Below are 26689 nucleotides of genomic sequence, written 5' to 3' on the forward strand. Positions count from 1 at the left end.
CCTCAGTGCCGCTGAACTTGGCCCTATATTTTCAATCAGCCGCCAAAGAAATTTCAAATGGTCAAACTTTGACTTTCAATTAGTCAAGAATGTATTTTCAAACGGTCATTGTGAACTGCCCCCCATTTCGACCGGACAGTCGGCATAAGCAGAAAGGCTCAAGCACAGGCTTGGGTATAGGCTTATGTCTAACGAGTATCGACACGTTGAATTGCTGACGGGTGATGTTCGCCGCAGGCGGTGGACAACCGAGCAAAAGCTGACGATCATTGAGCAGAGTTTCGAACCAGGCGAGACGGTATCGTCCACCGCTCGCCGTCATGGCGTCGCGCCCAATCTGCTTTATCGGTGGCGCAGGCTCTTGAGCGAGGGAGGTGCTGCAGCTGTGGATTCTGACGAGCCGGTGGTCGGCAATTCGGAAGTGAAGAAGCTGGAAGATCGCGTCCGCGAGCTGGAGCGCATGCTCGGCCGCAAGACGATGGAGGTCGAAATCCTTCGGGAAGCCTTGTCCAAAGCAGACTCAAAAAAACGGATATCGCGGCCGATCTTGTTGCCGAAGGACGGTTCGCGATGAAGGCCGTCGCAGACACGCTGGGCGTATCCCGTTCCAACCTCATCGAGCGGCTGAAAGGCAGATCGAAGCCGCGCGGCTCCTATCACAAGGCCGAGGATGCAGAGCTTTTGCCCATCATTCGCAGGCTGGTAGATCAAAGGCCAACCTATGGCTATCGGCGGATCGCCGCGCTCCTCAATCGCGAAAGGCGAGCCGCCGATAAGCCTGTCGTCAACGCAAAACGGGTTCACCGCATCATGGGCAACCACGCCATGTTGCTGGAGAAGCATACGGCCGTTCGCAAGGGCCGCATCCATGACGGCAAGGTCATGGTCATGCGCTCGAACTTGCGCTGGTGCTCGGATGGGCTGGAGTTCACTTGCTGGAACGGCGAGGTCATCCGTCTCGCCTTCATCATCGACGCTTTCGACCGGGAGATCATCGCCTGGACGGCGGTCGCCAACGCGGGCATCTCCGGCTCTGACGTGCGCGACATGATGCTGGAGGCGGTCGAGAAACGCTTCCGCGCAACCCGAGCCCCGCACGCAATCGAGCATCTCTCGGACAACGGCTCTGCTTACACCGCGAGGGACACGAGGCTGTTTGCGCAAGCACTCAATCTGACACCCTGCTTCACGCCGGTAGCCAGCCCGCAGTCGAACGGCATGTCGGAAGCCTTCGTCAAAACGTTGAAGCGGGACTATATTCGGATATCAGCTCTACCGGACGCCCAAACAGCGCTCCGGCTCATTGACGGATGGATCGAGGACTACAACGAAATCCATCCCCATTCCGCGCTCAAGATGGCTTCCCCTCGGCAGTTCATCAGGGCTAAATCAATCTAGCCGACTTGCCCGGTGAAATGGGGTGCACTCCACATTGAGAGGAATAAGGCCATGATGCTCTATCCAAGACTCGTCGAGCAACGTGTTGCCGATGCCATGTTAGACACAAGGATGATTATGATCGTCGGTCCCCGACAATCAGGAAAAACGACGCTGGCAAAGAAGATAGCCAAAGAGGCCATGTAGTATTACACTCTAGACAATGCGACAACCCTGGATGCAGCGCGACAGGATCCAGTTGGCTTCGTAAGGCGTATAGATCGCGCCGTCATCGATGAAATTCAACGCGCCCCCGAGCTGTTGCTTGCAATCAAAGAAAGTGGGGATATCGACCAGCGCCCGGGACGTTTCCTCCTGACCGGTTCAGCTAATATTTTGACGCTGCCACGCGTGGCGGACTCGCTCGCAATGGTGAGTTTTCATCAGTCTGGCGTGACAAAGCGAGGGGTGGGCCAAACGAGGCGCTCCAGCAGGAGCGCCCAAGCTACTATAAGCATCAAGCGCGACACTAGAGGAGCGCGCCGTGCTGCAGCTTTCGACGATGTCGCTGTCGACCGGTGTCTGCCCCGGCATGGATGCCCACCCGCCAGCTTCGATGAACTGACGCTTTGCAAAGCTATCTGAGAGAGCCTTAAACTCGATCATTTTTTCGGTTGCGTCCGGTGCAGCCTTGAAGCGTTCGACGCATATGGCTGATGCGAGCTCACCACGGGCCGTCTTGCCCGCGGCGGTCGCTGCCTGGAGTGACGATCCGCCGGTCACCCAACCGCCCCAGTTAAAGCCAACGACGATGGTCGCGATTGCCGTCGCCGCACATGCCCACACAAGAATGGTCTTGGAGGGCTGATACGAATTGAAACGCTCGAATATTGGTGTCTTGCTGTCCTGCACGGTCATGGGATTCTCCTCGTTGGGGTCACTGATCCAAATTTCAGAATAAGCGTTACATCATTCCGCCCATGTCAGGCATGCCGACGCCTGCACCATACTTTCTGGGAAGATCTGCAATCATGGCTTCTGTCGTCACGAGAAGGCCGGCAACGGAAGCCGCATTCTGCAGGGCTGTCCGAACCACCTTGACCGGGTCGACGATGCCGAGCTGGATCAGGTCGCCATATTCGCCGGTCTGGGCGTTGTAGCCGTAGTTGTCTTCGTTCTTCTCGAGGATCTTGCCAACAACGATGGAAGCTTCGTCACCAGCGTTGTCTGCAATCTGGCGCACCAGAGCCTGCAGGGCGCGGCGGATGATGTTGATACCAGCTTCCTGGTCGTCGTTTTCGCCCTTGACGGCGATCTTCGTGGACGAACGCAGCAGAGCCACGCCACCACCAGGCACGATGCCTTCCTGAACGGCAGCGCGCGTCGCGTTGAGAGCGTCGTCGATGCGGTCCTTCTTTTCCTTCACTTCGACTTCCGTCGAACCGCCAACGCGGATAACGGCAACGCCGCCAGCGAGCTTGGCAAGGCGTTCCTGCAGCTTTTCGCGGTCGTAGTCGGAGGTGGTTTCTTCGATCTGGGCCTTGATCTGGGCAACACGACCTTCGATGTCGGACTTCTGGCCGGCGCCGTCAACGATCGTGGTGTTTTCCTTGGAGATCGAAACCTTCTTCGACTTGCCGAGCATGTCGAGCGTAACGTTTTCGAGCTTGATGCCGAGGTCTTCGGAAATGACGGTACCACCGGTCAGGATGGCGATGTCTTCCAGCATGGCGTTGCGGCGGTCGCCGAAGCCAGGAGCCTTGACGGCAGCGATCTTGAGGCCGCCACGCAGCTTGTTGACGACGAGCGTTGCAAGAGCTTCGCCTTCGACGTCTTCAGCGATGATGACGAGCGGCTTGCCGGTCTGGACGACAGCTTCGAGAACCGGCAGCATGGCCTGGAGGTTCGAGAGCTTCTTTTCGTGCAGGAGGATGTAGGCGTCTTCGAGGTCAGCCACCATCTTTTCCGGGTTGGTCACGAAGTAGGGCGACAGGTAGCCGCGGTCGAACTGCATGCCTTCGACGACTTCGAGTTCGGTTTCAGCGGTCTTGGCTTCTTCAACGGTGATCACTCCCTCATTGCCGACTTTCTGCATCGCATCGGCGATATATTGACCGATTTCCCTTTCGCCATTCGCCGAAATTGTACCAACCTGTGCGATTTCCTCAGGCGTATTGATTTTTTTGGCCTTGGCCAGCAGGTCCTTGACGACCGCTGCGACGGCAAGGTCGATGCCGCGCTTCAGATCCATCGGGTTCATGCCGGCAGCGACTGCCTTGGAACCTTCGCGAACGATGGCCTGGGCCAGAACGGTCGCGGTGGTGGTGCCGTCACCGGCGATGTCGTTGGTCTTGGAGGCAACTTCGCGCACCATCTGGGCGCCCATGTTCTCGAACTTGTCTTCCAGTTCGATTTCCTTGGCGACCGAAACGCCGTCCTTGGTGATGCGCGGAGCGCCGAAGGACTTGTCGATAACGACGTTACGACCCTTCGGGCCGAGGGTTACCTTCACTGCATCAGCAAGAACGTCGACGCCGCGCAGCAGCTTTTCGCGCGCATCACGGCCGAATATGATTTGTTTGGCAGGCATTGAGAAACTCCCGGGCTCCTCGCCCTGTGGACGTTATGAAAAGGAAAAAGATTCGGCCGAAGCTGAGGCCATCACGCACATGACGTCGCCTTCCTTCCTGATCAACAGGTCCTCGCCGTTGAACTTGATCTCGGTGCCGGACCACTTGCCAAACAAGATGCGGTCGCCGACTTTCACGTCAGGCGGGTTGAGGTTGCCACTTTCGTGGTGGGTACCAGCCAACGGCAACAATTTCGCCTTCAGCTGGCTTTTCCTTGGCGGTGTCTGGAATGACAATCCCGCCCTTGGTTTTTTCTTCGGCCTCGATACGACGCACGACAACCCGGTCGTGCAACGGCCGGAAAACAGTAGTTAACATGTTTGGGATCCTTCGACGGAAGAGAACCCAATGGCCGCTCCCCATAGCATACGTTAGCAGGCTAATTATAAGAGTGCTAGAGAATTCGTAAGGGACGGCCGGCCAAAGGAGTTAAGCGCCCGGTACGGCTAAACCGGATGGATTTCCCGACACTAAAAACGCGAGGAGGGAGGCCGCCCGCTTTCAATGAACACTCGCTTGCAAAAGCGGAAGCGACGACAGCGATAGCAGAACGGTCGACGCGGTCGAGTGGCCTACCGACGATCGATTGCGGACAGCGGTGAGTTGACCGCCGGGCAGAGTCCTCTTCTAAAGCACGGATAGCCTCGTCCGCGCTCGATACTGAGAAGTGCTCGAGGCCTGCTTCCGTCACGACATCTTCGAGAGTTACTTGAATAAGGGTTTCATCTTCTGCAAGGAGAACAAGCAGCTTGCTCCCGTCTGTGCTGATGATGTTCTGAGAAGTCTCGGCGGAATCGTCGACCATGAGAACGTCCTGCATTGGCAGGCGGGAGCTCTTGGCCCTCAGCCGCCAGCGCCTACGAATTCGTTTGCTGACGATGACAAATACATAGACCTTTGATGTGATAAGTCCATCCCCAATCGCACCGAGCCTTTGGATATTGGCCATGACATTAGGCAGTGTCCCTGCCCACGCATTCTTCAGGCATCTGTTTTTTGGCATGCGCGGGATAACGGAGGCGATGCTCACGTACAAGGGGGCCGATGGTTCTCGTCCCGTCGAGATCGAGAAGCGCCACAAGGTGACGATTGAGCCACCTCGATCCGATCGTTCTATAGTCGCGCGACTAAAGCTGGGTCGAGCGTTTTGACTTCTACGACCACGTCCATCGACAGGAATGCGTCTGTAGCGCCGGTGAAACTACCTGAAACCGGCGCTGCATGCGCGATGTCGCGCGTCACAGCGACCGGAATCAGGTTGGCACCACCTATACTACGGTTCGTCGGATCAAATGTAATCCAGCCAGCGCCGGGAACGAAGACCTCTGCCCAGGCGTGCGTCGATCCGTGGTTCGTCGACCCAATGAGTGAACTGTCTGGATTGAACAGATAGCCCGAGACGATCCGGGCGCCAAAGCCGAGGCTGCGCACTGCCTCCACGAACAACACGGCAAAGTCTCTGCAAGAACCCCAACCCCGATCGACCGTGGTCAACGGCGCCTGCGTGCCTTCCTCTTCCCGGCTCTGGTAAGAGATAGATGAGGTAATACCAAAGCTGATATCCTTGAGAAGGGACAGTGTATCGGTCGGCGTGCCAGCGACGAAACCGCGTGCCCATGTCGCAAGCCGGCAGTCGCTATCTTCGTACTGCTGAACCGTAAGCGCACCGAGATCAGTCCAATCACTGTCGGTGTACAGAAAGGGATAGTTGATTGCCGACACCGCAATGTCGAAGACGGGCCATTCAGCCGCCGTCAAATTCACGGCCGCCATGCTGTCCACTACCAAACTCACGCTTGGTGTCTGGAATGTCGCTGAGGCGATCGCATTGCCGAACACGTCATTAGACCAGCTCAGCTCAGCCTCGGGGAAAATGGAAATCTCATGGCTCAGCAACCTGAGCTCGCGTCCTTCACGTAGCCTGAGCATAAGGCGGTGCGGCGACAGCGACACCTTCTCTCGAAAAATATAAGTTGTACGATGATGAATGTTGAGCATCGGCATAGCAACAGACCCTAAAAGCTGATGGCTATGCCTTTGCCCTGAGACAGGGCAAAGGCATAGCTGCGACGGCGATCGCGGTTCTCTGAGCGTCGCAGATCAAAGCCTATGCCGGCGTCCCAGAGCTGTCGCCGATCAGGCGAGCCGGCGTGAAAGTGGGTAGCCCGGCGCGTCATAGAGCGCGCGAATCTGGTTCTGATCAAAACGTGCCTCGTCAATCTCCAACATAGAGCCACGTTGCTGACTGTTTGGCATGTCCTCTACGGCGAAACGGAGGGCTTCGGCAGCTGTCTCGAACCGCCGATAGCGAGGGCCGCTTATTCCAGCTTTCGACTTGCCGGCGTAAAGTCCAGCTCCGCCCGTATAATCGAACTGGGTCACATTTGCACCCTCGCGGTTGCGAGAGAATGACGGAGGCGACGGGTGGCATCTCGGACGGCTCGTTCGCTGTCGCGCAGTTCGCGCTTCCGCAGTTGCATCCGTTTTCGAAGGTTCAAGAGCTTTTCGGCACTGGAACCGGCTTCGGCGCCAAGTACGCGAAATAGCGACTCTGGCGATTTTGGGGTGGTATAGTTTGTCATTTTGTCCTCGAGTGAGCGCGTTATCGCGCCCTTTGCGATTGTATTGGCGTGACAACGACGAGCTATTTCTTACTGGCACTCGCCGTATGGCCGCGTGTGAGCTTGACCTGCGAGCCAGAGGGCGCGGGTGTCACTGTCGCGGTCTTGACTTTCTCCGGTTTACGGATTTCGCGGTTGCTACGCTTGGCCGTTGGCCATGGGCCTATCCTTGGGCGCCGGATAAATGTCGCCGCTGTTTAAGCTGGAGCGATTTGGGTCGGCGTTTTTCTCGAAGGAACTATGCTAAACGGGGAGGAGCGTCTTACCTTGTACTATCGCCCGCATGCGGGTTTTTCCGTCGATGCCGAAATTTGGAAGGGCACTCAGCGCCGCCACGGGCAGGATTCGCTGAGCGGCTCGGGTGACCACGGTCTCGAGAAGCGCGCGAAGGGTCGCTTGTTCGTGATATCCGAATGGACTGGAACGAGCCAGATTTTGTGAAACGTAGGCGGAATACTCGTTGGAAGACATCGCGTCCTCCTCTCGTTTGGGTAAGGCCGTCGGAGAGACAGCGATGCCTAGTGATGCGGCTATTATGTCTGCCACATGCCTGCCTCGCCGTTTGGGCAGGCTACTGTCATTCCTGACTGCCACGCCGCTTAAGCCACGGAGCGGTCGAAACTGGACTCATCCGTGCGGACGCTCCGGAGATCAAAATTGCCAATCTCTGTGGCGGAAAAAACAAAAGGACGGATATGAGCCCGACCTCTCACAGTCATTCAGCTTTGCTGCCAGTACATCCGTGGTCAGCGGTGCGAATGACGTTACTATGCCGCCTGAAGGTTGTCGGCAGAGCTCTTGCCGGACTTGCGGTCCTCGACGATGTCGTAAGTGATCTTCTGACCGTCCGAGAGCGAACGCATACCGGAGCGCTCGACGGCAGACATGTGCACGAAGACATCCGTGCTGCCATTGTCAGGCTGAATGAAGCCGAAGCCTTTGGTGGAGTTAAACCACTTTACAGTACCAGTGTTCATAACGATTTCCTTTAAAAGCAATCGTTGTGGTTCCCGCGATGCCGTGCGGGATAAGATCGATTATTGGAGAGGAAATCCGACGGGAGCATAAAGCTCTGGAACGACGTCACAAGCATTGGTCGATTAACAATATATAAGCTCAATTTTTGGTTTTGCAATACCTATCTCGTTTTTGTTCCAAGATCCTGCTGCCTTGGTCGTATCGAACCTGTGTCGCGCAACCAGCCTCTCGTGCGGTCGAAAAAATTCGGGCCTCCAGCGGCGGCTGGATTTTCCAAAGGAGCTTTAGCTGTTAATGGCAAGGGTACATCGTGCGCCATGCCCTTGATGAGATTGGTCTCGATACCGGGCTTGTCGCTCTCATCGAGCCAGATCTTACGACTATCGCTATTGATGGATCGATCGCATCCTGTACGTCGAAGACGAGTGCTGCACGTCGGCCCATTGAAGGGCAATCTGCTCGGCGTTGACTGGCTATACCGCCTGGTCATGTGCTCCGTGCCAGATGGAGATGCTATCTTGGCCCTTAGCAGGACGCTGCGGTCACGAGCGCGACTGTATCTGGGACGCTCGCACGTTCTGTCTCGCATCTGCTCGAAAGCCCGCTCTACGCCTGAGGCGGTTCCATAAGGACGCCCGACAATGATCGCGCCGGCGACACAGTCCGGTAATGAAGATCTTGTCACGATCCAACCGTGTGACTCGTCGACTTGGTCTATCATCTCGCGGACTGACAGAACTTCACTGGCATCGCGGATGATCGCTTGGTTCAAGCCAGTTGAAACACAGGTTGGCGTTGTGCGCCCGCCGCGGTTGCGGAAAAAGGAAGGCGCGCGGCCGTGCAGGACGACGAACAGCGTTTTGGGAGCGAGGATGGTCGCGTTTTCCGCAAACAGTAGTTCGAACCGAAGTTTCTTCGCTTAATCAACAGGCGCGTATCTATGTGCTGTGGCTCATCGTTCTCCTTTACACCTCATGGGCACGTGTTCGCCTTTGGTGCGAATGCTGCGCCGCGCAATTTCCGTTGCAAAAATCTTTAGATCTATGCCGGGCTGTGTCGGTGAGCACCCCGATTGACCGTCGCGATGGCAGCCGCTTCACGAAACGAGACCAAGCGCCGGCTTCCTTCGTCCCACAGGACTAGCTTCACGCATTGCAGACTCTGCCACAGCGTGATCCTGCCGATTTCGCCGAGTTCCGGGTGATTTTGTAGGACCTCGGGGAGGCGATAGTAGGGGACTTTGCTTGAGAGGTGGTGCACGTGGTGAATGCCGATGTTGCCGGTCAACCAGCGCAGAGGACGCGGCAGGTCATAGTGCGAAGCACCGTGCAGGGCGGCCTTTGGAAACTGCCAATCCGGCTCCTTCGACCAGTGCGTTTCCTCGAATTGATGCTGCACGTAGAATAGCCACACGCCAATCGAACCCGCGAGAAGGACAATCGGTAGGTGGACGACTAGAAAGGAGACGGGGCCGATCGCCCAGATCAGGAGCGCGGCGATCACCATCACCGCAGCGTTGGTAGCCATCGTCGATATCCAGGGAAGCACGCCATCATGCATCATCCCCATCGGTAGGCGTTGCTGGAAGAGGAAAAGCCAGGCCGGGCCGATGCCAAACATCACTATTGGATGCCGATAAAGGCGATATCCAATCCGTCCCCAGCGCGACCGACCATAATATTCCGTCACGGTAAGAGTGGTAATATCTCCGACACCGCGCTCATCGAGATTGCCGGCCGACGCGTGATGCGTGGCATGCGCCCTGCGCCAATAGTCATAGGGAGTCAGCGTGAGGACGCCAAGAACGCGTCCTGTCCAGTCATCGAAGCGCCTGCGTGCAAAGAAGGCGCCGTGGCCGCAATCATGCTGGATCATGAACAGCCGCAGCAGGAATCCTGCCGCCGGGACGATCAGGATCAGGCCCCACCAGAAGCCGTAATGAACCGCCAAGCAGGTCAGCGTCCAGAAAGCGGCAAAAGGGATTGCTGTGACGGCCAACTCGAACACGCTACGGCCCGCATGCGGCGTGCGATATTTAGCGAGGATTTTAAGCCAGGCCTTTTCGTCCGAGCCTTGGTCCGTGGATGACTTTGTTTCCACCATCATCTTTGCGCGCCGGCTTTCTGCAGGGCTGCCGTGCGATAAAAGTGTTCAGCGTGCTGATAGAGGTTTTCCGCCTCGACCCGGTCACCGGCTTGGGCGGCTTCTCGCGCTGAAACCATATACTGTTCATGCCGTCTCATTAGGTTCTGCGGGCTCGATATCACTGTCGTATTCGCGGTCGCCCGAGCACGGCTGCTGGCAGACGGAGTAGAATTTCGGTGTGGTAATTTCAAAAGAACAATTCAAGCCGTCATGAGGCTTGCTCCATAAAAGTCGTGATTTCGGGATTAATTGCCAGCGACTAATATTGGCAAACTCGCCAATGGTATCGCCCTTTGGAGCGCATCGCGGTTCCGCTGCCGTCTACCGCGGCATTGCGGCCGTTTGATGGTGTCTGGACTCCCGTGTCGGCACCGCTCTTGCCGCTCCATCCCCATCGGCTTGGCGGTAGCATCATCGGGATGAACCTGTATCGACAGTGTTTCCCCAGTAAAGTGAAGGTTCAGGAGGAGCAGACGATCCAGCTGCTCCGCTTCGGCATAATTAAATGCGATTTCGCCGACCGGGTTATCCTGATGGTTTTTTGATGTCCATGCCCGAGATCAAGACGACCCTGTGGCTTGAGAATTGTTCTCACGCTGGCGTGGTCGAGGTCATGGTGGCCTCCTTAATCTCGCCGCTAAGATCGGAGTGTATCAGTGTTGCTGCTGTGCTGTCGGTACGGTCCTGAGGAGCCGCAAGGGCTGGGAACGTATCTGCGGCGCAGTCATCTTATCCTGGCTCGGCTGCGACAATTACGCAGCATCCGTGACGCGGCCGGAACGCACCGGCTTCACGGTTTTCGGACCTTGGCGTTCGTATCCTGCCGTCTGTTAAGAGAAGCCTAGCTTGCAGGAGAAAATTTTCCACCTTTATCAGTTCGTTGGGTCTGACGAGACTCGAGGCCGCTCAAGGGGCGATAAACGGCGCCAGCGTTTTTTCAAGTTCTTCCCTCGATATCGGCCACGCCTCGGTACGCCCGTTGGAGCTAAGGAGCAAGGTCATTGTCGTATAATAAGCCTCCCATGTGACGTCGATGGGCTCCTCATCAATCTGAAGCTCGAACACGCCCGGTGGATGAGGTTGCGCCATTCCGGGAAGCTGGAACGGTCGAACGATCGTGATGCTTTTCACTGTTGTCTTCATGACGGCACCATTCCTGTCGGGAGACTACTGGAATGCTCTGTGGCGGGCCAATCCTCTATCTGCCGGCATTCCGGAGGAGGTCTATTTCCCTGGCGATGGGGCCCAGAAGCTTCCGCAATCGGTTCTCCTCCACCTGACCGAGGCGAAACCTTTTCGCGAATTCGCTCACAAGCACATTTTTCGCTGCTTCTGGTTGGAGCGGTGGAACGGATTTGGCTGGATGATGCACAATCATATCCTTTCAGAATCAAGGTTGCTCAACGAAAATGCGTAAGATCAAGCATAATGGCGCCGGATCGGGCTTTTGAATAAGCAGAGATCGCAGCTTTCAGAATTCTTGGTCGTAACGCGTCGAAGGACGCCAGGTAGTCTGCCTCGCTGGTAGTTCGATGAGACTTCTCACAGGCCAAGACTTCGGTCGCTAGGTAGAATTTGATCTCTAATATCCCGTCGTATCCGGTAAAACGGACACAGCGATTTCTATCGTCAAAACTACGAGCTTCGTTCGGGAACGAGATGCCCATTAGCGCCCACCCTCATCTTGCCATAGATCAACAGGGCCGCACTTGGGATGGGAATCGAGGCTTGCTCGCGTCGATGACTGTTGCCGCTTGGCGAGAGAATTCAGGAGAGGCGATTTGGTCGTTACACCGCTGCGGAACTCGGATAAGGGCGAGGCGTCACGTTTCATGTTGGAACTCGCCTCCGACTCGGATCCCGGGAGGCCGGTTGAAATCGAGACTTTCCTGACCAACTTGAACCGGGCGGATTCGATATGCGGTGCTGCTGGATTGGAAGACATCACGTCCTCCTTTGTTGGGGCAAGGTTTAGCACCCTTGATGACAGCGCCCTGATGACGAGCCGTCACTACCATCTACATCGTGTTGAAATACCGGATTACAAGGGGAAGGTCGGGTAAAGACGTCCGGAGCCATAACCAAAGACCGTTGACAACTAAGCTCGAAAACCAAAAAGGGAAAGGATTTCGGGCATGGACGTGAACAAAGAGCAGGCGGGGAGTTCAGCTTCCTTCAAGACCTTAGCACTCGCGCCAGCTTTGTTGCGGCCCACATGCTGAAGAGGAAATCCGTCATCTCTACCTGAGCGCCTCAAGGAAAACCTTGAATACTTCGGACGACTGTCTGTGGCTCGGGTAGAATAGGTGGTAGCCAGGGTATGACGGGCACCAGTTCGAAAAACCTGCTTTAGCCGAGCAGATTCTATGTCTGGCATCGCTAGGCCGTCCGGGACGAACCCGAAACCATACCTGCTGAAAGCCGTATTCATAATCTGCCTGATGCCGTTGCAGATGACTTGTCCATCCACCCGGACCCTAATTTCCTAACCATCCTTTTTAAACTTCCATGCGTAAGTCCCGCCACGCGTTGGGAGGCTCAGGTCTATGCATTGACTTGGAATAAGTTCCTGGGGCGTCGCTGGGATGCCGTGCCTCTCTATGTACGTTGGGCTGCCAATGACAATCATCCCTTGGTCTGGACTTATGGAAACCGAGATCATGCCTTGGGATACAATCCCCTCCAGCCGGACGTCGGCGTCGAAGCGTTCCGCGACAATGTCAGTTAGACCGTAGTCGACGATGAACTCGACCTTAATGTCTGGATACTGGTGCAGAACCCTCTCGAGTTAGGCCAAATGGACTGCATCGATTGCATAGTCCTCGCCAGTGATGCGGATGAGGCCGGCGGGCTTGTCCCCAAGTTCCGTGATCGAAAACAGATCGCCCGCAATTTCCTCGGATCGGGGAGCGATCGAATTCAGCAATCGCCCTCTGCTGTTGGCGAAACGTTGCGGGTTATCCGGGTCAGCAGGCGAACCCCAAGCCGGGTCTCCAGAGCCCGGATTGAATGGCTGAGGCCTGACTGGGACATCCCCAGCTCAGCGGCAGCCTTGGTGAAGCTTCGTTCACGCGCCACGACAGGCGCTGGAACGGGAAGCCGCAATCCCGTTCTTGGCATGCGCAAACTGCCTGATACAACAGGCGGGGCCGACGCGCGCCGCGCGATACGGCCGCGACATCAACAACCGCTTTCGCTCCGATGAACTCCAAGAGCGTCTGACAAGCCCGAGGTGATTGTTTTCATCACATCGGGCGCGCTTCTATCCACGCCATAGACGAAGCCAGGAAAATCCAATGTCTTCTGAATTTCCCAGATGGCTTCGTGCTGATCCGGCGACAGGGTCTGCGCGGGGTCACCGACAGCGACCCATCCGATTGGCACGGTCGAGCCCGGTTCCAACCGCGTTCTCAGGTGCACGGTTGCGTTGATACGGACTTCCGATCCATGTCCGATTTGCGCCCCGTGAAACACGGCAGCTCCGGTGGCGACAAAAACTTCGGCATCGATCTGGGCGCCGACCACATGGCTGTTCGGACCAACGATAGAATGGTCGCCAACGGAGCAGTCATGGCGGCTGGTGGCGCGGATGACCGCGTTCTCGAACACGATGCAGTTGCGTCCAATGCGGATGGAGCCGCCAGCTTCCGCCACCAGGCGAGCGCCATGCATGATCCTGCTACCTGCACCAACAACAACATCGCCACAGACCGTCGCGTCCTCGGCAACCCAAGCCTCCGGATCGACTGATGGTGATCGACCTTCGTACGATGAAATCATGGTTCTTGATCTCCTGTCTTGGTTTTGGCGCTACGACAGTGCCCGTATACTTTCGAGATGCCAGACCTTGGCGACGATCCGCCATCCCTCAACGCCCCTTACGAAGCAGAGATGATCAACAAAGACATTGGCGTGAATCCGCAACCTTACCTTTACAGTGGCAGCAGCCGGCGAAAGCCAGTCGATCAGGATGATCTCGTCTTCGCGATCCTGCGAGCGGCTTGCGGGGGCTTCACGCTTTTCAATTGCTTGCCGATAGTCGGCGATCGGGTCCACCGAAATTGCGCCTTCGTCCGTGTCGAACAGGCTGCAGGCGGGGTGAAAGACCTTGTCGAAAAGCACGAGATCGCAGGCGTAAAGGGCATCGAAGTAAGTTTGTATTGCGTTTAGCAGCTCGGTATCGCGGTTCATCGCGCTTTCTCCGTGGATTGTTTGCGAGTGACCCGTGTCGCACGCCGGCAAGGCGAGTTGCCAGTGGCAGAATTGCCAGATAAGACGGCATTCATGCCAAAAAATGAGATCCAATCCATTCCTGCAAACAAGCGTGTGGTCAGCCTCGTCTATGATGGGCTCTGTACTTTTGAGTTCGGCATCACGGCCGAGGTTTTCGGACTGCATCGCCCGGAGGCAGGACCCGACTGGTACCAGTTCAAATCTGTCTCGCTGGAGGATCAGGTTCTTCAAGCCTGCGGTGGTCTGGCGATTACTGCGACAGGCACTGAAGCCGATCTGTATCAGGCCGGAACCATCATCGTTCCCGGTTGGCGCGGGCCCGATGCGCCTGTGCCCGACCAGATATGTGACGCCCTGGTCCGCGCTCATCGGGGCGGCGCCCGGATCGTCTCCATCTGCGGCGGCGCCTTCGTGCTGGCAGCTGCTGGCTTGCTCGATGGCCGCCGTGCCACGACGCATTGGCGTTTCGCCGAGCATCTGGCCCGCCGATATCCCGCTATCGAGGTCGACGCGACCTGTCTCTATGTCGATGAGGGTGACATCCTGACATCGGCGGGCAGTTCGGCAGGCATCGATCTGTGCCTGCATATCGTCCGGGCGGATTTCGGGGCAGAGCTCGCCAACAGCGTGGCGCGTCGCCTGGTGATGTACAGCCATCGACAGGGCGGCCAGTCTCAATTCATCGAGCGGCCCGTGCCAATGAGGCGAGAGGCCGATCGGCTGTTGTCGACCCTCGATCACATTCTGGCCAACCTCCAGGATCCGCACGCAATCAGTTCTCTCGCCCGTCACGCCGGCATGAGCGAGCGTACTTTCCAGCGACGCTTTCAGTCCCTGACCGGTTTATCCCCGCTCAAGTGGATCCTGAGGGAGCGGCTGGAACAAGCCCGCATCCTGCTCGAAACCAGCACGACCGCACCTGATGAGATTGCCAGTGTGACCGGCCTCGGAAGCGCCGAAAACCTGAGACTTCAGTTTGGTCGATATTACGGTGTTAGTCCCGTGATTTACCGTAATCGTTTTGCCCAACGCCCGGTAAATAACCAGACGCGCCTCAAACGCACCAATCAAATTTCTCCGGTCTGATTGAGGTGAACACCGACCCCGCGACTGGCTGATTCATGCGACAAGAGACATACCTCGGGTATGTGGCTCGACGGTAGAATCCGACGAACCCGCCGGGGATTGCTGTGCTGCCACTTTCGGAGGCGGCATTCGCGTTCCAACGGCGAACAAGATGGCGCTGAGCCCCGCGAAACCGGCAAACAGCAGGAACATGCCAGCCCCGCCAAAAGCACCAAGCATGGCACCGCCAAGTGTCGGTCCGATGAAGTTGCCGACGGTCGAGAATGAATGAGCACCAAAATAGCTGCCCCTGTTGCGGTCGTTCGCAATTCCGTCGACCAGCATGTATTCGCAGGGCACAACCAGAATCTCTCCGATCGTGAAGACAACCATTGCAATCGCAAGCCCCCAAAACCCGGCGGCGCCCATGAAGCCGATTTCACCCAAGGCAAACAAAATGCAGCCGATCACGAGACCGTTGAGAGCGCCCGCGCGTTCGAGAAACCTGCGGGCAAATGGATTTCCAATCAGCACAACTGCGCCATTGATCGAAACGAGATAGGCATAAATTTCGATACCTCCCGCGACATGACTGGTGAGGTACGGAGCGAGCGTCGCTGACCACTGGCCATAAACCGCCATCAGCAGGGTGCCGCCACCAACAAAGAAGGCCAGCCGGGGATCGCAGATCGCCGCCCTCAGGCTCTCCAGCAATGGGACGGGCGCGGTTGCCTGAGGAACCTCATCACGTTGATAAATGGGCACATGCAACAGGTGCAAGGCGGTGGCGAACGCCACATAGACAGCGCCTGCAATGATGAAAAGAGTGGTGGAGGCCGCGCCCGCGGCAATGCCGATCAGCGGGCCGACGGCCCAGCCGGCATTCGTTGCGGTGTAGCGCCATGAGAAATATTTGAGGCGCAGAGGCTGCGGGCACACGTCGCTCATCAGCGCGCGCGATATCGGCTCGTAGATCGCAAGCGCGACTGCGGCAACGATCTGGGCAAAGCAAAAGGCGATGACGGTTTCGGCCAATCCCATGCCGATCAACGCAAGCGCCATGGAAAGAAGGGCAAGCGTCAGCATAGTCCTGCGACCGACCCTGTCCGACATGGAACCCGCGAAAGGAGCCGCGACAGCCCCCAAGAGCGGACCAATACCAAGCAGCGCACCGATAACGGCTGGACCGAGCCCGAACGACTGTTGCAGCTTGATGGCCAGGAATGAGAGCGTCATTGCGCGTGCGATGGTCACCAGTCCTGATCCCGCAACCAGAAACAGGACGTAGTTCAGCCGTTGTTTTTCCTGCTTCATCGCACCCTCAACACTCCTGTCGTCGAAGCGGCAAAACCGCATTCGCGAAACTTCCATTCTCTTAAATCAGACGAAATGGTTTTTGCAACGTCGAGCGCTGAGATCGCCCGTTCGCAAACGCTCTCAATCAATGCGTCCTTCGGGAGAAAATCGCATTGCAAACCCGATAAGCAGGCCGATCCCGACAGCTATCATGAAGCAGGCTTTTGACAAATCGTCCGAATGCCCGCGCAGCCAGCCGACCGTAAACGGCATGATGCTTGCGATGATGTACCCGCCTTCCTGAACGAAAGCCATGAGGCGGCCGGCACCCCGCGCGGTAGTCTCGCGGTGCCTCTTCGGGGCAGTTCGCAGCCGCTCGGGCAGCGGTAGCAGTTTGGCCCCCGCTGCATCTTCACTGCGAAGGCGTCCTGGCGCTTGTTCCGCTTCGTTCAACTTCATCGAATTCCTTCCGCGAGGCCTCAATGTCTTGCCAGGTATCCCTAATCCAGCCTGTGAAGGCAGCCAACGGTTCTAGCATTGATCTGCCGCGAGCCGTTAATTCATACTCAACCCGCGGCGGCACTTCAGGATAGTAATGACGCGCAACAAGACCGTCCCGCTCAAGACTACGAAGTGTTAGCGTCAGCATCCGCTGCGAAATGTCCGGGATGCCGCGTCGGAGTGCGCCGAACCGCATCGGTGCATCAGGCGACAGAGCGAGCATGGATACGACCAGAATAGTCCATTTGTCGCCGAGACGGGCCAGGACGCTACCGGGAGCGCATGGCGTCAGGACAGGCCCCCGCGCGGTTTCGATAACAGGACGGCCATTGATTTCACGCGGCAAGAACGAACTCCTTCAATGGTTATGACGATGTAACCAACGATCAAAAATGTGCCGTCTTGCGCCGGTTTGCAATCAGTATCATTTGATAACCGTCATTAATTACGGATGGTAACTAAAGTGGATCACACTGGAGAATTTCTCGTTTTTGGCGCGACAGGGCAACAAGGGGGGGCGGTTGCGCGCGCACTGAAAGCGAAGGGGAGACAGGTGCGGGCTTTTGTTCGCAATCCCGAAAACGTCAAAGCGAGGGCTCTGGTGGCCGAAGGTATTTCCCTGGTAATTGGCGATCTGTTTAATTCTGCCTCGATCGACCGGGCAATGGCCGGAATTGTCGGCGTGTTCAGTGTCCAGACCAGTTCACCGGCAGGTGAGATCACGGATGAGCAGGAAGTCTGGCAAGGCAAGGCGATTGCAGACAGCGCACTTCGGCAGGCCGTCGGGCATCTCGTCTATTCTTCCGGCGGGGCGGCGGGAAAGGGTCCGACAGGAATGGGACATTTCGACAGCAAGTCCCGAATTGAAGCTTATGTGCGAAGCCTTCCGATAAGGAGTACGATAACGCGTCCGGCAAGCTTTATGGAGATGATGCTTCTGCCCGGCATGGGGCTCCCACAGGGCGAATTCACGTTCTTCATGCGGCCGGAGCAGTCCATGCAGATGATCGCGGTGGACGACCTCGGCCGGATCAACGCCGACATCCTGATTGCTCCGGATCGTTTTGCCGGGAAGGCGATCGAACTGGCAGGTGCATCTGTGACCGGCAAGGAAATTGAACAGGCCTTCACAAAAGCAGCGGGGAAAGCGATCGTCTATAACCGTTTTCCTGAAGACTTGCTCGCCCAAAATCCTTTCCTCAACCGCCTTGCCGAACTTCTGGATTCCGGTTTGCTCGCGGGGGCAGCAGATATCCCCCACCTCGAGCGGGAATTTGGTCATCTGACTTCGCTCGAGGAATGGCTCGAGGGGACTGGAAAATCGCATTTTATAAAAGCGCTCAAGGATGAGAAGACCGAGGTGGCCCTGCGCTAAGTTGGCAAGTCTAGGCTGACCTCGTCGAGTTTCTGGCCACGCATGTCATCAGGCCGGTCATCGACCGTAGTTTCAGGCTTGAGGAACTGGCGGAGGCGTTCCGGTACGAGGAGTTGGGATCCCACGTTGGCAAGATCGTCACCGAGATATAAAATCCTCCCGCCCATCGACATAAACCTGATGAGGCAATGTCGTCTTAATTGGGAAACGACGACCTCGCTATGAGGCCGACCCGCACATGCCTGGTGACAAAGCGAGCTGGCGGTCCAACAATCTGGTAGATCTTGCTGCGCTCCAGGTTCACTGCGCGTGCGCGGTCGGTCTTGTGCTCCGATCGTAGTCAGTATTTCCGAACTCAGGCCTGCGTCCCGAATAGTCATTGTTTTTGAGGTCAGTGAGCAAGCTGGGACCACTCGGCTGCCACCCTAGCTTCTGCCGCGTCAGCGCGCTCGAAGCCGTAATGTCCGCCGCTGCGAACATGGCGAACCAGCCGAAATGGGTCTCTGCTTCTTCTTTCGTGAGGGAGGCGGTAGGAAGTCCAAGTCCGCTGGCGACAACCTCGGCGATCTCGCGCGCGACAACGCCTTCTTCGGCGACAGCATGATAGCGCGCGCCAGGCTCGGCGCGCGCGACCGCCAGCATGTAGAGCTTTGCCACGTCGTCCACATGAGCTGCGGCCCAGCGATTGGCACCAGTTTCTGGATGAGATGGAAATCGACCACGGTACCGCATTCGAAATTGCCCAGAAATTCTCACAGCTGGCCGGATATCCCCTTGCCCTGGCCGCCTGAGGGCTGTCCTCATGAGCCAATCGGAAACGCCCTTAGTTCAGGTCGCGTCGATTATCAATTAAGCGAACTCTTCTACAGATATTCGAAAACTGCTCAAGCAACGACAATCGCACTTTCGAGAGAAGTGTTCGATCGCAAGCCAGCGTTATCTGCAGCACCTCCCTGTCAGTCTCTGCGCTGATTTCTCGGCCACTTGGTGCCTTGGCTCTACAGCTCGCGCTTGTTCAACTGAGATGGGGCTTGCTTATTTAACGAGGTCCCTTGCGCTCTCCTCTTGAGCGTTATACTGTTTTTGAAAAACAGTATAACGTCGGAATCGAGCTTATGAAATCCGTTGATCTCATGTACCAAACTATGCTCGCCGAGCTAGGTCAGCGCTCGCTCGACGCCGCCTGGACGGCCGATTTCCCTCCGGAGGGTCGATTCACCCCGGCGAACATCAAGGGACGAAAGTATTGGTATTTTGACATCCCGGATGGACACGGTGGTACGAAACGTCGTTATGTCGGCCCTGCTGACGATCCGGATATAGCGCAGCGCGTATCTGATCATAAGCGCGACAAGGACGATCTCCGCGCTCGCAGGCGGTTGGTAAATACCCTGACCCGCGAAGGCGGCATGATTTCCCCCGACGTGATGTCGGGCGATATCGTCGAAGCTCTGGCCAATGGTGGTCTCTTTCGACTTCGTGGCGTTCTCATCGGCACGGTGGCCTTTCAATGCTATTCGGGGCTGCTGGGCGTGCGCCTTCCCATGGCTGCCATACTGACCGGCGATGCGGATATCGCTCAAGATTATGCCATCAGTCGAGAGGTTGAAGATAGTCTGCCTCCGATCCTGGAGTTGCTGCGGGAGGTCGACGCCAGTTTCCGGCCCGTTCCCCATAGATCGGGGTCAGCGGCTTCGTCGGCATTTCAGAATGCCGGCGGCTACAGGGTGGAATTCTTGACATCGAACCGCGGCTCGGACGACTACACCGATCAGCCGGCGAAGATGCCCGCGCTCGGCGGTGCCAGCGCGGATCCACTACGCTTTCTCGATTTTCTCATAAGGGAACCCGTAAGGACAACACTGCTCCACCGAAGCGGCATCCCAGTCGTTGTCCCCGATCCAACTCGATATGCGGTCCACAAGCTCATAGTCGCTAGCCGCCGTCACACTGACGGGCAAGGGCCAGCGAAGCGAGAGAAGGACATTCGTCAAGCCGCGCTGCTTTTTGAGGCACTGCAGCAGACAAGGCGATCTGCCGATTTGGCCCTCGTCTACAACGAAGCATGGGAGCGTGGGCCGGCGTGGCAAGAAGCTATCCGCGTTGGGGCGGGGATGCTGCCGGAAACAGATGCGGACCGGCTCAAAGCGGTCCTAATCGAGGGCGCAAATAGAAACCGCGAAGATATTGAACTTCCGTTTGGCGAATAAACGTCGAGATCAAGAATGTTGTAAGGAGCTTTCACCATCTTCTGCGCCGCGAGTCTAAAGATGATCTGGATCAACCGGCAGCAAGGACTCCTCGACAGGGCATCGGGTCAGAGTAGAATAATTGAGTCTGTCTGAGGAACAGGGAGTGCAGCCGACCGTTAGACGTGAATTGGAGGAACACGTTGATGTCTAATTCCCGATGGAGTAGTCCCGTAACGATTTTAAGCACAGAAGGTGGTCGACACACCGTCGACGGCCCATTTGATGCTCTCATTTTCCTATTGGATGAATGGCCGGACAAAAGAGGCCCCGCTTATGTACGTGCAAGGAGCGCTTGCCGTGCCGCACTCGCTGGACGTCAAGGCCCAGACTGGGCTCGCGACATGTTCTTGCAGGCGGCTCAGGAAGCGCAGATTGTGCAGCGTCAAAAGGACGAAACATTATCTTTCGGGTCATCCTCACGGGGAGGTAGAACAAATTTCTCCCCGAAAGAAGGCTCGAGGACAACCGATAGGTCTAATTATAATCACCCAGGCTAGTCGCTTGCGGTTGACCGCAGGCGAGCTGTAGGCACGATCGCAGTTTGCGACGCGTGCGGCCAACGGCGCGCGGGGTCGACCGAAACGCGGATTGTGGTTCACGCTATGGCTAGTGGCAAGGGCATATTGCGGCGTGGCCATGTCTCTCGTGCGGCACTTTCATTTTAACAATAGCCCGGCGGTCATGCTTCGCTGACAGAGAGCTGTATGCGGCATGAAAAGCGTAAACCAGAGTGCCATCGTAGCCCCATCCGTGGTTGCCGCCGAAGTGGGAAACCGGCATCACCTCAATCATGGTAATTCCCAGCTGCGCAAGATGAGGGAGCTTCCCAACCGCCGCTTCGAACGTCCCTTCCGGCGTGAAGGTTCCGACATGCAATTCGTAAATTACTGTTTCCTCCCACGGTCGTCCCGTCCAGCCGACGTTTCGCCAAATGTAACAATCCGGATCGGTGACGAGCGATGGTCCATTGACATCGTCCTTCTGCGCCCACGAAGCCTTGTCTTTCACCCGTTGTCCGTCAGTCAGGACAAAGCAATATTCGGTTCCTGCCACAGCGTCTGGACATGTGATCTCGAACCACCCTGCGTCTTTCATGCTCCCATTTTGAAATCGAGACTGAATGGTCGTCTGGTCTGGAGAAGCGTGCGTGGGGAGCCGTGGTCTTGATAGGTCCGCCCGGTCGCGCTGGGCCGAACCCGGTGCGTCACGACGACGGAACCGGAACCGGCTAAACGAGTTATGATGGTTCCGGGAGATGGGGAGCTGTCAGGAGCGAACGCGTGAACAGATGCAATATAACCCACCGGCAGATGACCATTGGAACGCACTCCCTGTTCCTCCGGGAAGCGGGGCCGATGGACGCGCCCGTTCTGCTCCTGCCCCACGGATACCCGTGTTCGTCCTATCAGTACCGCAGGCTGATGCCGGCGCTCGCCGATCAGTGGCGCACGGTAGCTTTCGATTGGCCGGGTTTTGGCTACAGCGACACGCCTGATCCCGCCGAGTTCGGATATGACTTCGACGCTTACGCCGAGGTGCTCAAAAACGTCGCTGAGGCGCTCCGACTGGAGCGCTACGCGCTCTGGCTCCACGACTATGGCTCGCAGATTGGTCTGCGGCATGCCATAGCCCACCCGGAGCGGATCGCCGCGCTGATCATCCAGAACGGTGACATCTATGAAGACGTGCTCGGCCCTAAATACGAGACGATCAAAGCGTGGTGGGCCGACAAGTCGCCCGAGAAGCACCGCCCTCTCGAGGAGGCCGTAAGCGAAGACGGATTTCGCGAGGAGTTCGTCGGTGAAGTCTCTGAAGAAGTGGCAAGCCTCTTCCCTCCCGACCTTTGGAAGCTCCATTGGCCGCTCATGGATACGCCGACACGCAAAATGGTGGCAGTCCGCCTGATGGAAAAGCTGGAGGAAAACCTCGACTGGTTCCCTCGCTATCAAGCCTATCTGCGTGAGCACCGCCCTCCGACCCTGGTGGTGTGGGGCCCGCAGGACGGCTATATGCCCGAGGCGTCGGCGCAAGCTTACCGGCGCGATCTCCCGGACGCGGAGTTGCACATTCTCAGCGAGGCCGGGCATTGGCTGCTGGAAACCCATCTCGAACAGGCGTTGCCGCTCGTCCGCGATTTCCTTGCCCGGACCTTCCGATGATCGCGCCTTTGAACGTAGCCCGCAACGAGAGGAGACATGCATGGTTACGAAGCCCACAATTGCACGCATCTGGCGCGGCCGTACGCGCCGCGAGGTGGCGGACAGCTACGAGCCCTATTTGCGAGCCGAGGGCATTCCTCCGCTTGAGGAGATTGCCCTCGGCGTCCAGCTTTTTCGGGAGGATCGGGACGAGGAAACGTGGTTCACGACTATCTCCTACTGGCCGGACATCGAGACGATGACCGCCTTTACAAAGGGCGATCCTGTCAAGGTTCATCATCTCGATCGCGACGCCGAGTTCCTGATCGAACTGCCCGAGCGCATCGAGCTGCATCGCATTCTGGTGAATGATCCGAGCCTTCGTTGAGCCGCGAGCAAGCCCTGCCTAGGGTGATGGAACTCCGCAAGAAAATCGGGATCTCCCGGCCGCAGCAAGGGCCGGCCGGTCTCCAGATGGTCCCACCTCTGTGCATCGGGAACGGCGCGCATTCCAGCGCAATCGCGCTGACCAAGAAAAGAAAGCGACGATGATGTCACTGCCCCACCGCGTCTCCGGCAATCTCGCCCTTGATCTCTCCAACACCATCAGTTGGCGTAACACGAGCCGGGAATTCGACCATTTGGCAAGCTTCGATGACGTTGTGGCATGGTCGAAGCAAGTCGGCCTGGTCGACGGCGACTTCGTCGTATCGCCGCAGGAGCAAGATATACTGCTCGAGCAGGTGCTCGCGCTTCGCAAGGCGATTGGTGCCGCGGGATCGGCGATAGCTAACGATCTCGATCCGTCTCGGCTGGATCTGGACGTCATACGCGACGTTGCTGCGCTGTCTCTGCGCCACGCTTCGCTTTCCGGGACGCCGTGCACATGGCATTTTGAGGGTACCTATCGCGTGACCGGCACCATCGCGTGGTCCGCGCTCGACCTGCTTCGAGGCGACGAACTCTCCCGGCTGAAGCAATGCCCACCCGACGATTGTCACTGGCTGTTTATCGACCGGACAAAGAACGCTTCAAGGCGCTGGTGCGACATGTCCACCTGCGGCAATCGCGCCAAAAAAATGGCTCACAGAGCCCGGCGTTGACTCAAACGGCGGCAACGAGCAGACAGCGGTATTCCGGACCCGTGATCAAAGCAGGATGAAAACCAATGATCACTTGCGCGTCGGAATACCGCTTTAACTAGGCGCCGCAGGCGGACTTCGAAGTGGATGGAGAATTTAGTTGGACTCATTCCTGAGGTCGGAGAAAACCATCACGGCCAATTCCTGCCGAGCGAAGAACAAGTGCCCTCTATCTCTTGTGGCATTTACCCTCCGGAACTGACAGCGAAATCAGACGGAGCTTCAAATCGGAACGACTGCAAACTTTCATTTACCACAAGGCGCATTGTTGAATTCCACGCCGCGCATATGTCGTCTTTGTCATAATGTATCCGGCCATAACAACAACCGATGAGGTGACATGATGTCAATCAACTCGGGTCATGCTCGATATTTCCCGCGACCCATACGAACTACAGCTAACCCGTTGGAACGGGCCATCCTGCAGCTAGAGAAGATGATCGATGCGCAAAGAACGAGTGCGCTACCGGCACCGTTTGCTCTTTATAAAGCCAAACGCATTCTCGAACGATGCCACGAGGGGAGCCCGCTGCCGAAATTTGCGCGTGACTGCATGCCCAACGAGGAATAAGCGATCTGACATCGGTAGCACGGGTCCGAAACAATGAACCTTAACGGCGGCCAAAGTCTGCCCGACTGGTCATGACGACCTTCGCCGGCTCGTGCTACATCCAATATGCTGGCAGCGTCGGCGAGCGTTATTTCTACTACAGCAGCCGAAGCGTGCTCTCATCACGGTCTCCTGCGTAAAACATGTCCAGTGCGGCTTGGAAAGGTAAATCCCGTTCAGCAACAGCTCCGAACAACGTCATGCTGGATCGAAATTTGAGATCATCCGGGGATCCGAGAATGTCATGCGCGCTCAGATCGGTGTGCCGCAGCATGGCGGTCGTACACTCGACGAGGCGTGATCCAAGCATAGGATGCGTCAAATACGCCTCCGCTTCCGCACGACCCGAGATCGCGTAAAAGCGCGCAGTTTCCGAACGGCCAAGGCCACGCAGTTGCGGAAAGATAAACCACATCCAGTGTGAGCGCTTCAGTCCCGCCTGCAATTCGCTGAGCGCCACCTCGTAAATGTTTTGCTGCGCCGTCACAAAGCGCTCGAGATTGAATTTCATCGTCAGCTTTCTCCGATTGCAAGGTCCAGCAAAACCGGTCTTAAGCGCTCCACAGCGCGATCTCGCGGGTTAATCCTGACAACGTCGGGGCTGGCCTGCTGTTCCCGAAACCGCTTAGGCATGTCGCAGCTTGCGTCGCGTCCACGTCGAACCCCGCATCCGAACGAAGTAGTCCGTGCGCTGTCGTTTGCTGCACATACCTTGATCCAGGACATCATTCGAACGACGATGCGCTACGGGCGCCCGCCCGAGCGACCATCGCGGTGCACTACAATAATCAGGGCGGGGCGCTTTGACTGGCCGATCATGGCAAATTGGCTATGGGAACGTCGGCAGAATGCTCGCGGCCACCGAGTTGCGGTGTTCATTGGCTTGCAATGAACCGCCAGTTCGCGATTGCGGCCTGGCGGTGGGGCTCGGCACGCAAAAGGTAGTCCGGATGCCTGATGATTGAAAGCAGGTCCGAAAAGCTGTCGTAGCGTATCATCACGATGTCGTCCCACTGTTCGTCCTCGGTCGAGACTAACGTCATGACCCTGGATCCGACGTAAAGACGTTCGGAGATAATCCCGAGTTTTGATGCGACCTCCTGGAAAACGCCAGCATAGCCTTCGTAGTATGCTGCCCGTGACGTCTCTTTCATATCCACGAACCCGCTCGGATAGTGAGGACTTTCGCGGAAGCGGAGAAGATTTATCATCACGACGGGATTGCCGCCGAGCCGTTCAGCCGCGTCTGCCAGGATTTGGGGCGAGAGGGTATAAAGTTCCATGATATGACTTTCTGACAAAATTCGCTCAAATGTCAAAGATTGACAGTTTTTGTTATTATGTCAAGAATCGGGAATGGAAAGATTTTCAGACCGGGAAGAGAAGGTTGCTGTCGCGGCGGAGGATGTTTTTGTGCGCTACGGCTTCGCACGCACAACGATGGGCGACATAGCAAGAGCCGCAGGTATCTCCCGGCCCGCGCTTTATCTCCTGTTCCCGGACAAAGAGGCGATTTTCAGCCGCGTCATTGAGATGATGGACGCAAGATCCCTCGCAAAGATCCAGCATGCCGTCGACCAGATTGAGTCCGTTGATGGGAAATTGTTGCATGCCTGTACCGTTTGGGGCCTACACGGGGTGGAACTGGCTTCAGCCCATCCTGACGCCGCAGACCTTTTTGATTTCCGGTTTCCGGCGGTTCGGGAGGTCTACGAGCGGTTTCAACAGTTTCTGGTTCGGATTCTGGAAGAGCACGTCTCGAACTGGACGCTACCCGTTTCTCGGGCTGAGTTTGCGGCGGCGCTCACCTATGGCCTTCGCGGCCTTCGCTATGCGGCGACGGACATCGATCACATGAAACGTCTCGTTGACGTTCATGTCACTATCTACGGAATGTCACTTAAACTCAACGACAGCGCCAACGGATGACAGACGATTTGCAGTCCCTATCCAGCACAAGCCTGGTATTCATTGAGAGATGCCAGCCGTGCAACGAGTGCTTCCGCAGGCACCGCCCGCGCATGAGATTACGGGCGTGTGCCGGGCAGGAGTAACTCTTCCTTGGGAACATCCTTGCCATATTCCTAGTGCTCATCACCGCGAACGGGACACCGTTTCATAAGTTTTTTGATGGTCCGCCGGTCTCCGCCGAAACGATCCTGCACCTCCACCGCCTGAGGCAGGCTGACCGAGTATTCCTGTCGAAGTTCCTCGACGGTGTACGGCTTTACGTCATAGTCTGGCATAGCACCCCTCCTTCTGGTGCCCAAATGCAACCGCCTCGATTCGAGTTCCGAGCACCGGAACATCCGCGCGCCTTGAGGGT

General features: G+C 57.0%; 30 protein-coding genes and 6 pseudogenes. 13 read left to right on the plus strand and 23 right to left on the minus strand.

Going from position 1 to position 26689, the window contains the following annotated elements:
* Positions 1–184 precede the first annotated feature (184 nt).
* Both HQN82_RS24270 and HQN82_RS24275 read left to right on the plus strand, forming a co-directional pair.
* A protein-coding gene (locus HQN82_RS24270; protein WP_111818031.1) for an IS3 family transposase occupies positions 185–1398 on the plus strand; the annotation gives its coding sequence in 2 pieces (ribosomal slippage) (positions 185–521 and positions 521–1398; 1215 coding nt in all).
* Positions 1399–1449: 51 nt separating this feature from the next.
* Positions 1450–1806 (plus strand): annotated as a pseudogene (locus tag HQN82_RS24275) (AAA family ATPase); the annotation flags it as partial.
* Positions 1807–1917: 111 nt separating this feature from the next.
* Here the strand turns inward: HQN82_RS24275 and HQN82_RS24280 are convergent.
* From HQN82_RS24280 to HQN82_RS24325, 10 genes and pseudogenes are all read right to left on the minus strand, one after another.
* Positions 1918–2295 (minus strand): annotated as a pseudogene (locus HQN82_RS24280) (hypothetical protein); the annotation flags it as partial.
* Between the two features lie 46 nt (positions 2296–2341).
* On the minus strand, positions 2342–3967 hold the full coding sequence (gene groL / locus HQN82_RS24285; RefSeq protein WP_173616197.1) for a chaperonin GroEL: 1626 nt from the start codon (positions 3965–3967) through the stop codon (positions 2342–2344).
* Between the two features lie 33 nt (positions 3968–4000).
* Positions 4001–4325, minus strand: a pseudogene (locus HQN82_RS24290) (co-chaperone GroES).
* A 76-nt stretch (positions 4326–4401) separates the two neighbouring features.
* On the minus strand, positions 4402–4956 hold the full coding sequence (locus HQN82_RS25600) for a hypothetical protein (RefSeq protein ID WP_234904925.1): 555 nt from the start codon (positions 4954–4956) through the stop codon (positions 4402–4404).
* 164 nt (positions 4957–5120) lie between these two features.
* Positions 5121–6011, minus strand: a complete 891-nt coding sequence (locus tag HQN82_RS24300; protein ID WP_173616198.1) for a transglutaminase family protein — start codon at positions 6009–6011, stop codon at positions 5121–5123.
* A gap of 132 nt (positions 6012–6143) precedes the next feature.
* Positions 6144–6389 carry a hypothetical protein gene (locus tag HQN82_RS24305; protein ID WP_173616199.1) on the minus strand — a complete coding sequence of 82 codons (246 nt, stop codon included), beginning with the start codon at positions 6387–6389 and terminating at the stop codon, positions 6144–6146.
* Positions 6390–6871: 482 nt separating this feature from the next.
* Positions 6872–7099, minus strand: coding sequence for a hypothetical protein (locus HQN82_RS24310; protein ID WP_173616200.1), 228 nt, complete (start codon positions 7097–7099; stop codon positions 6872–6874).
* A gap of 296 nt (positions 7100–7395) precedes the next feature.
* Positions 7396–7605: a cold-shock protein gene (locus tag HQN82_RS24315; RefSeq protein ID WP_173616201.1), complete on the minus strand. Its 210-nt coding sequence runs from the start codon at positions 7603–7605 to the stop codon at positions 7396–7398.
* A gap of 1042 nt (positions 7606–8647) precedes the next feature.
* Positions 8648–9712, minus strand: a complete 1065-nt coding sequence (locus tag HQN82_RS24320) for a fatty acid desaturase (protein ID WP_427832752.1) — start codon at positions 9710–9712, stop codon at positions 8648–8650.
* A complete protein-coding gene (locus tag HQN82_RS24325; protein WP_173616202.1) occupies positions 9709–9849 on the minus strand; it encodes a DUF4167 domain-containing protein in 141 nt (46 codons plus the stop codon). The genes HQN82_RS24320 and HQN82_RS24325 overlap by 4 nt, the downstream gene beginning before the upstream one ends.
* A 195-nt stretch (positions 9850–10044) precedes the next feature.
* On the opposite strand from HQN82_RS24325, the gene HQN82_RS24330 reads away from it, so the two are divergent.
* Positions 10045–10296, plus strand: coding sequence for a hypothetical protein (locus HQN82_RS24330; RefSeq protein WP_173616203.1), 252 nt, complete (start codon positions 10045–10047; stop codon positions 10294–10296).
* Between the two features lie 361 nt (positions 10297–10657).
* Here HQN82_RS24330 and HQN82_RS24335 read toward each other — a convergent pair whose 3' ends face one another.
* Entirely contained in the window at positions 10658–10894 is a 237-nt protein-coding gene (locus tag HQN82_RS24335) for a hypothetical protein (protein WP_173616204.1), read from the minus strand.
* On the opposite strand from HQN82_RS24335, the gene HQN82_RS24340 reads away from it, so the two are divergent.
* Positions 10893–11168, plus strand: a complete 276-nt coding sequence (locus HQN82_RS24340; RefSeq protein WP_173616205.1) for a hypothetical protein — start codon at positions 10893–10895, stop codon at positions 11166–11168. The genes HQN82_RS24335 and HQN82_RS24340 overlap by 2 nt on opposite strands.
* Here the strand turns inward: HQN82_RS24340 and HQN82_RS24345 are convergent.
* The 4 genes and pseudogenes from HQN82_RS24345 to HQN82_RS24360 form a co-directional block, all read right to left on the minus strand.
* Positions 11152–11418 carry a DUF1488 family protein gene (locus tag HQN82_RS24345; RefSeq protein WP_173616206.1) on the minus strand — a complete coding sequence of 89 codons (267 nt, stop codon included), beginning with the start codon at positions 11416–11418 and terminating at the stop codon, positions 11152–11154. The two genes, HQN82_RS24340 and HQN82_RS24345, sit on opposite strands and share 17 nt — an antisense overlap.
* A 573-nt stretch (positions 11419–11991) precedes the next feature.
* Positions 11992–12871: pseudogene (locus tag HQN82_RS24350) on the minus strand (LysR family transcriptional regulator).
* 60 nt (positions 12872–12931) lie between these two features.
* Positions 12932–13531, minus strand: a complete 600-nt coding sequence (locus HQN82_RS24355; protein ID WP_173616207.1) for a gamma carbonic anhydrase family protein — start codon at positions 13529–13531, stop codon at positions 12932–12934.
* A gap of 30 nt (positions 13532–13561) precedes the next feature.
* Positions 13562–13942 carry a nuclear transport factor 2 family protein gene (locus tag HQN82_RS24360; protein WP_173616208.1) on the minus strand — a complete coding sequence of 127 codons (381 nt, stop codon included), beginning with the start codon at positions 13940–13942 and terminating at the stop codon, positions 13562–13564.
* A gap of 27 nt (positions 13943–13969) precedes the next feature.
* Here HQN82_RS24360 and ftrA point away from each other — a divergent pair, with 27 nt between their 5' ends.
* Positions 13970–15070 carry a transcriptional regulator FtrA gene (gene ftrA, locus HQN82_RS24365; protein WP_345791262.1) on the plus strand — a complete coding sequence of 367 codons (1101 nt, stop codon included), beginning with the start codon at positions 13970–13972 and terminating at the stop codon, positions 15068–15070.
* Positions 15071–15103: 33 nt separating this feature from the next.
* Here ftrA and HQN82_RS24370 read toward each other — a convergent pair whose 3' ends face one another.
* The 3 genes from HQN82_RS24370 to HQN82_RS24380 form a co-directional block, all read right to left on the minus strand.
* The gene (locus HQN82_RS24370) at positions 15104–16405 is read right to left on the minus strand and encodes an MFS transporter (protein ID WP_234904927.1); all 1302 of its coding nucleotides are present in this window, start codon (positions 16403–16405) and stop codon (positions 15104–15106) included.
* An 81-nt stretch (positions 16406–16486) separates the two neighbouring features.
* The gene (locus HQN82_RS24375; RefSeq protein ID WP_173616209.1) at positions 16487–16804 is read right to left on the minus strand and encodes a hypothetical protein; all 318 of its coding nucleotides are present in this window, start codon (positions 16802–16804) and stop codon (positions 16487–16489) included.
* On the minus strand, positions 16758–17192 hold the full coding sequence (locus HQN82_RS24380) for a winged helix-turn-helix transcriptional regulator (protein WP_173616210.1): 435 nt from the start codon (positions 17190–17192) through the stop codon (positions 16758–16760). Before HQN82_RS24380 ends, HQN82_RS24375 begins: the two co-directional genes overlap by 47 nt.
* Before the next feature lie 117 nt (positions 17193–17309).
* Between HQN82_RS24380 and HQN82_RS24385 the strand changes: the two genes are divergently transcribed.
* Positions 17310–18221 carry an NmrA/HSCARG family protein gene (locus tag HQN82_RS24385; RefSeq protein WP_427832761.1) on the plus strand — a complete coding sequence of 304 codons (912 nt, stop codon included), beginning with the start codon at positions 17310–17312 and terminating at the stop codon, positions 18219–18221.
* Positions 18222–18250: 29 nt separating this feature from the next.
* Positions 18251–18373 (plus strand): annotated as a pseudogene (locus HQN82_RS24390) (zinc-binding dehydrogenase); the annotation flags it as partial.
* A gap of 148 nt (positions 18374–18521) precedes the next feature.
* On the opposite strand, the gene HQN82_RS24395 reads toward HQN82_RS24390, so the two are convergent.
* Positions 18522–18887, minus strand: coding sequence for a Rossmann-fold NAD(P)-binding domain-containing protein (locus HQN82_RS24395; RefSeq protein ID WP_173616212.1), 366 nt, complete (start codon positions 18885–18887; stop codon positions 18522–18524).
* A gap of 449 nt (positions 18888–19336) precedes the next feature.
* Between HQN82_RS24395 and HQN82_RS24400 the strand changes: the two genes are divergently transcribed.
* Together HQN82_RS24400 and HQN82_RS24405 are read left to right on the plus strand one after the other, a co-directional pair.
* A complete protein-coding gene (locus HQN82_RS24400; RefSeq protein WP_173616408.1) occupies positions 19337–20431 on the plus strand; it encodes a nucleotidyltransferase family protein in 1095 nt (364 codons plus the stop codon).
* A 185-nt stretch (positions 20432–20616) separates the two neighbouring features.
* Positions 20617–20970, plus strand: a complete 354-nt coding sequence (locus HQN82_RS24405; RefSeq protein WP_173616213.1) for a DUF982 domain-containing protein — start codon at positions 20617–20619, stop codon at positions 20968–20970.
* A 199-nt stretch (positions 20971–21169) separates the two neighbouring features.
* On the opposite strand, the pseudogene HQN82_RS24410 reads toward HQN82_RS24405, so the two are convergent.
* Positions 21170–21568 (minus strand): annotated as a pseudogene (locus HQN82_RS24410) (malto-oligosyltrehalose trehalohydrolase); the annotation flags it as partial.
* A 260-nt stretch (positions 21569–21828) separates the two neighbouring features.
* Between HQN82_RS24410 and HQN82_RS24415 the strand changes: the two are divergent.
* The 3 genes from HQN82_RS24415 to HQN82_RS24425 all read left to right on the plus strand — a co-directional run bounded on the left by HQN82_RS24415 (position 21829) and on the right by HQN82_RS24425 (position 23714).
* On the plus strand, positions 21829–22632 hold the full coding sequence (locus HQN82_RS24415) for an alpha/beta fold hydrolase (RefSeq protein ID WP_427832753.1): 804 nt from the start codon (positions 21829–21831) through the stop codon (positions 22630–22632).
* A 40-nt stretch (positions 22633–22672) separates the two neighbouring features.
* Positions 22673–22999: a hypothetical protein gene (locus HQN82_RS24420; RefSeq protein WP_044460145.1), complete on the plus strand. Its 327-nt coding sequence runs from the start codon at positions 22673–22675 to the stop codon at positions 22997–22999.
* 160 nt (positions 23000–23159) lie between these two features.
* Positions 23160–23714 carry a CGNR zinc finger domain-containing protein gene (locus tag HQN82_RS24425; RefSeq protein ID WP_173616214.1) on the plus strand — a complete coding sequence of 185 codons (555 nt, stop codon included), beginning with the start codon at positions 23160–23162 and terminating at the stop codon, positions 23712–23714.
* Positions 23715–24460: 746 nt separating this feature from the next.
* On the opposite strand, the gene HQN82_RS24430 is transcribed toward HQN82_RS24425, so the two are convergent.
* Together HQN82_RS24430 and HQN82_RS24435 are read right to left on the minus strand one after the other, a co-directional pair.
* Positions 24461–24874 carry a DUF1810 domain-containing protein gene (locus tag HQN82_RS24430; RefSeq protein ID WP_173616215.1) on the minus strand — a complete coding sequence of 138 codons (414 nt, stop codon included), beginning with the start codon at positions 24872–24874 and terminating at the stop codon, positions 24461–24463.
* A gap of 364 nt (positions 24875–25238) precedes the next feature.
* Positions 25239–25646 carry a hypothetical protein gene (locus tag HQN82_RS24435; protein WP_173616216.1) on the minus strand — a complete coding sequence of 136 codons (408 nt, stop codon included), beginning with the start codon at positions 25644–25646 and terminating at the stop codon, positions 25239–25241.
* Positions 25647–25719: 73 nt separating this feature from the next.
* Between HQN82_RS24435 and HQN82_RS24440 the strand changes: the two genes are divergently transcribed.
* Complete coding sequence (locus HQN82_RS24440) at positions 25720–26292, plus strand: TetR/AcrR family transcriptional regulator (RefSeq protein ID WP_173616217.1); 573 nt, start codon at positions 25720–25722, stop codon at positions 26290–26292.
* Positions 26293–26447: 155 nt separating this feature from the next.
* Here the strand turns inward: HQN82_RS24440 and HQN82_RS24445 are convergent, their stop codons facing one another.
* On the minus strand, positions 26448–26609 hold the full coding sequence (locus tag HQN82_RS24445; protein ID WP_173616218.1) for a hypothetical protein: 162 nt from the start codon (positions 26607–26609) through the stop codon (positions 26448–26450).
* Between the last annotated feature and the right edge of the window lie 80 nt (positions 26610–26689).

Source organism: Agrobacterium pusense, from assembly GCF_013285525.1.
GTDB classification, from domain to species: domain Bacteria; phylum Pseudomonadota; class Alphaproteobacteria; order Rhizobiales; family Rhizobiaceae; genus Agrobacterium; species Agrobacterium pusense.

Bases quoted from the DNA above. Each gene is read 5' to 3' on its own strand.
- groL (WP_173616197.1), bottom strand. From the start codon at position 3,967: ATGCCTGCCAAACAAATCATATTCGGCCGTGATGCGCGCGAAAAGCTG.
- HQN82_RS25600 (WP_234904925.1), bottom strand. From the start codon at position 4,956: ATGGCCAATATCCAAAGGCTCGGTGCGATTGGGGATGGACTTATCACA.
- HQN82_RS24300 (WP_173616198.1), bottom strand. From the start codon at position 6,011: ATGCCGATGCTCAACATTCATCATCGTACAACTTATATTTTTCGAGAG.
- HQN82_RS24310 (WP_173616200.1), bottom strand. From the start codon at position 7,099: ATGTCTTCCAACGAGTATTCCGCCTACGTTTCACAAAATCTGGCTCGT.
- HQN82_RS24315 (WP_173616201.1), bottom strand. From the start codon at position 7,605: ATGAACACTGGTACTGTAAAGTGGTTTAACTCCACCAAAGGCTTCGGC.
- HQN82_RS24320 (WP_427832752.1), bottom strand. From the start codon at position 9,712: ATGATGGTGGAAACAAAGTCATCCACGGACCAAGGCTCGGACGAAAAG.
- HQN82_RS24325 (WP_173616202.1), bottom strand. From the start codon at position 9,849: ATGAGACGGCATGAACAGTATATGGTTTCAGCGCGAGAAGCCGCCCAA.
- HQN82_RS24340 (WP_173616205.1), top strand. From the start codon at position 10,893: ATGACGGCACCATTCCTGTCGGGAGACTACTGGAATGCTCTGTGGCGG.
- HQN82_RS24335 (WP_173616204.1), bottom strand. From the start codon at position 10,894: ATGAAGACAACAGTGAAAAGCATCACGATCGTTCGACCGTTCCAGCTT.
- HQN82_RS24345 (WP_173616206.1), bottom strand. From the start codon at position 11,418: ATGGGCATCTCGTTCCCGAACGAAGCTCGTAGTTTTGACGATAGAAAT.
- HQN82_RS24355 (WP_173616207.1), bottom strand. From the start codon at position 13,531: ATGATTTCATCGTACGAAGGTCGATCACCATCAGTCGATCCGGAGGCT.
- HQN82_RS24360 (WP_173616208.1), bottom strand. From the start codon at position 13,942: ATGAACCGCGATACCGAGCTGCTAAACGCAATACAAACTTACTTCGAT.
- HQN82_RS24370 (WP_234904927.1), bottom strand. From the start codon at position 16,405: ATGCGGTTTTGCCGCTTCGACGACAGGAGTGTTGAGGGTGCGATGAAG.
- HQN82_RS24375 (WP_173616209.1), bottom strand. From the start codon at position 16,804: ATGAAGTTGAACGAAGCGGAACAAGCGCCAGGACGCCTTCGCAGTGAA.
- HQN82_RS24400 (WP_173616408.1), top strand. From the start codon at position 19,337: ATGAAATCCGTTGATCTCATGTACCAAACTATGCTCGCCGAGCTAGGT.
- HQN82_RS24405 (WP_173616213.1), top strand. From the start codon at position 20,617: ATGTCTAATTCCCGATGGAGTAGTCCCGTAACGATTTTAAGCACAGAA.
- HQN82_RS24415 (WP_427832753.1), top strand. From the start codon at position 21,829: ATGGACGCGCCCGTTCTGCTCCTGCCCCACGGATACCCGTGTTCGTCC.
- HQN82_RS24420 (WP_044460145.1), top strand. From the start codon at position 22,673: ATGGTTACGAAGCCCACAATTGCACGCATCTGGCGCGGCCGTACGCGC.
- HQN82_RS24425 (WP_173616214.1), top strand. From the start codon at position 23,160: ATGATGTCACTGCCCCACCGCGTCTCCGGCAATCTCGCCCTTGATCTC.
- HQN82_RS24430 (WP_173616215.1), bottom strand. From the start codon at position 24,874: ATGAAATTCAATCTCGAGCGCTTTGTGACGGCGCAGCAAAACATTTAC.
- HQN82_RS24435 (WP_173616216.1), bottom strand. From the start codon at position 25,646: ATGGAACTTTATACCCTCTCGCCCCAAATCCTGGCAGACGCGGCTGAA.
- HQN82_RS24440 (WP_173616217.1), top strand. From the start codon at position 25,720: ATGGAAAGATTTTCAGACCGGGAAGAGAAGGTTGCTGTCGCGGCGGAG.
- HQN82_RS24445 (WP_173616218.1), bottom strand. From the start codon at position 26,609: ATGCCAGACTATGACGTAAAGCCGTACACCGTCGAGGAACTTCGACAG.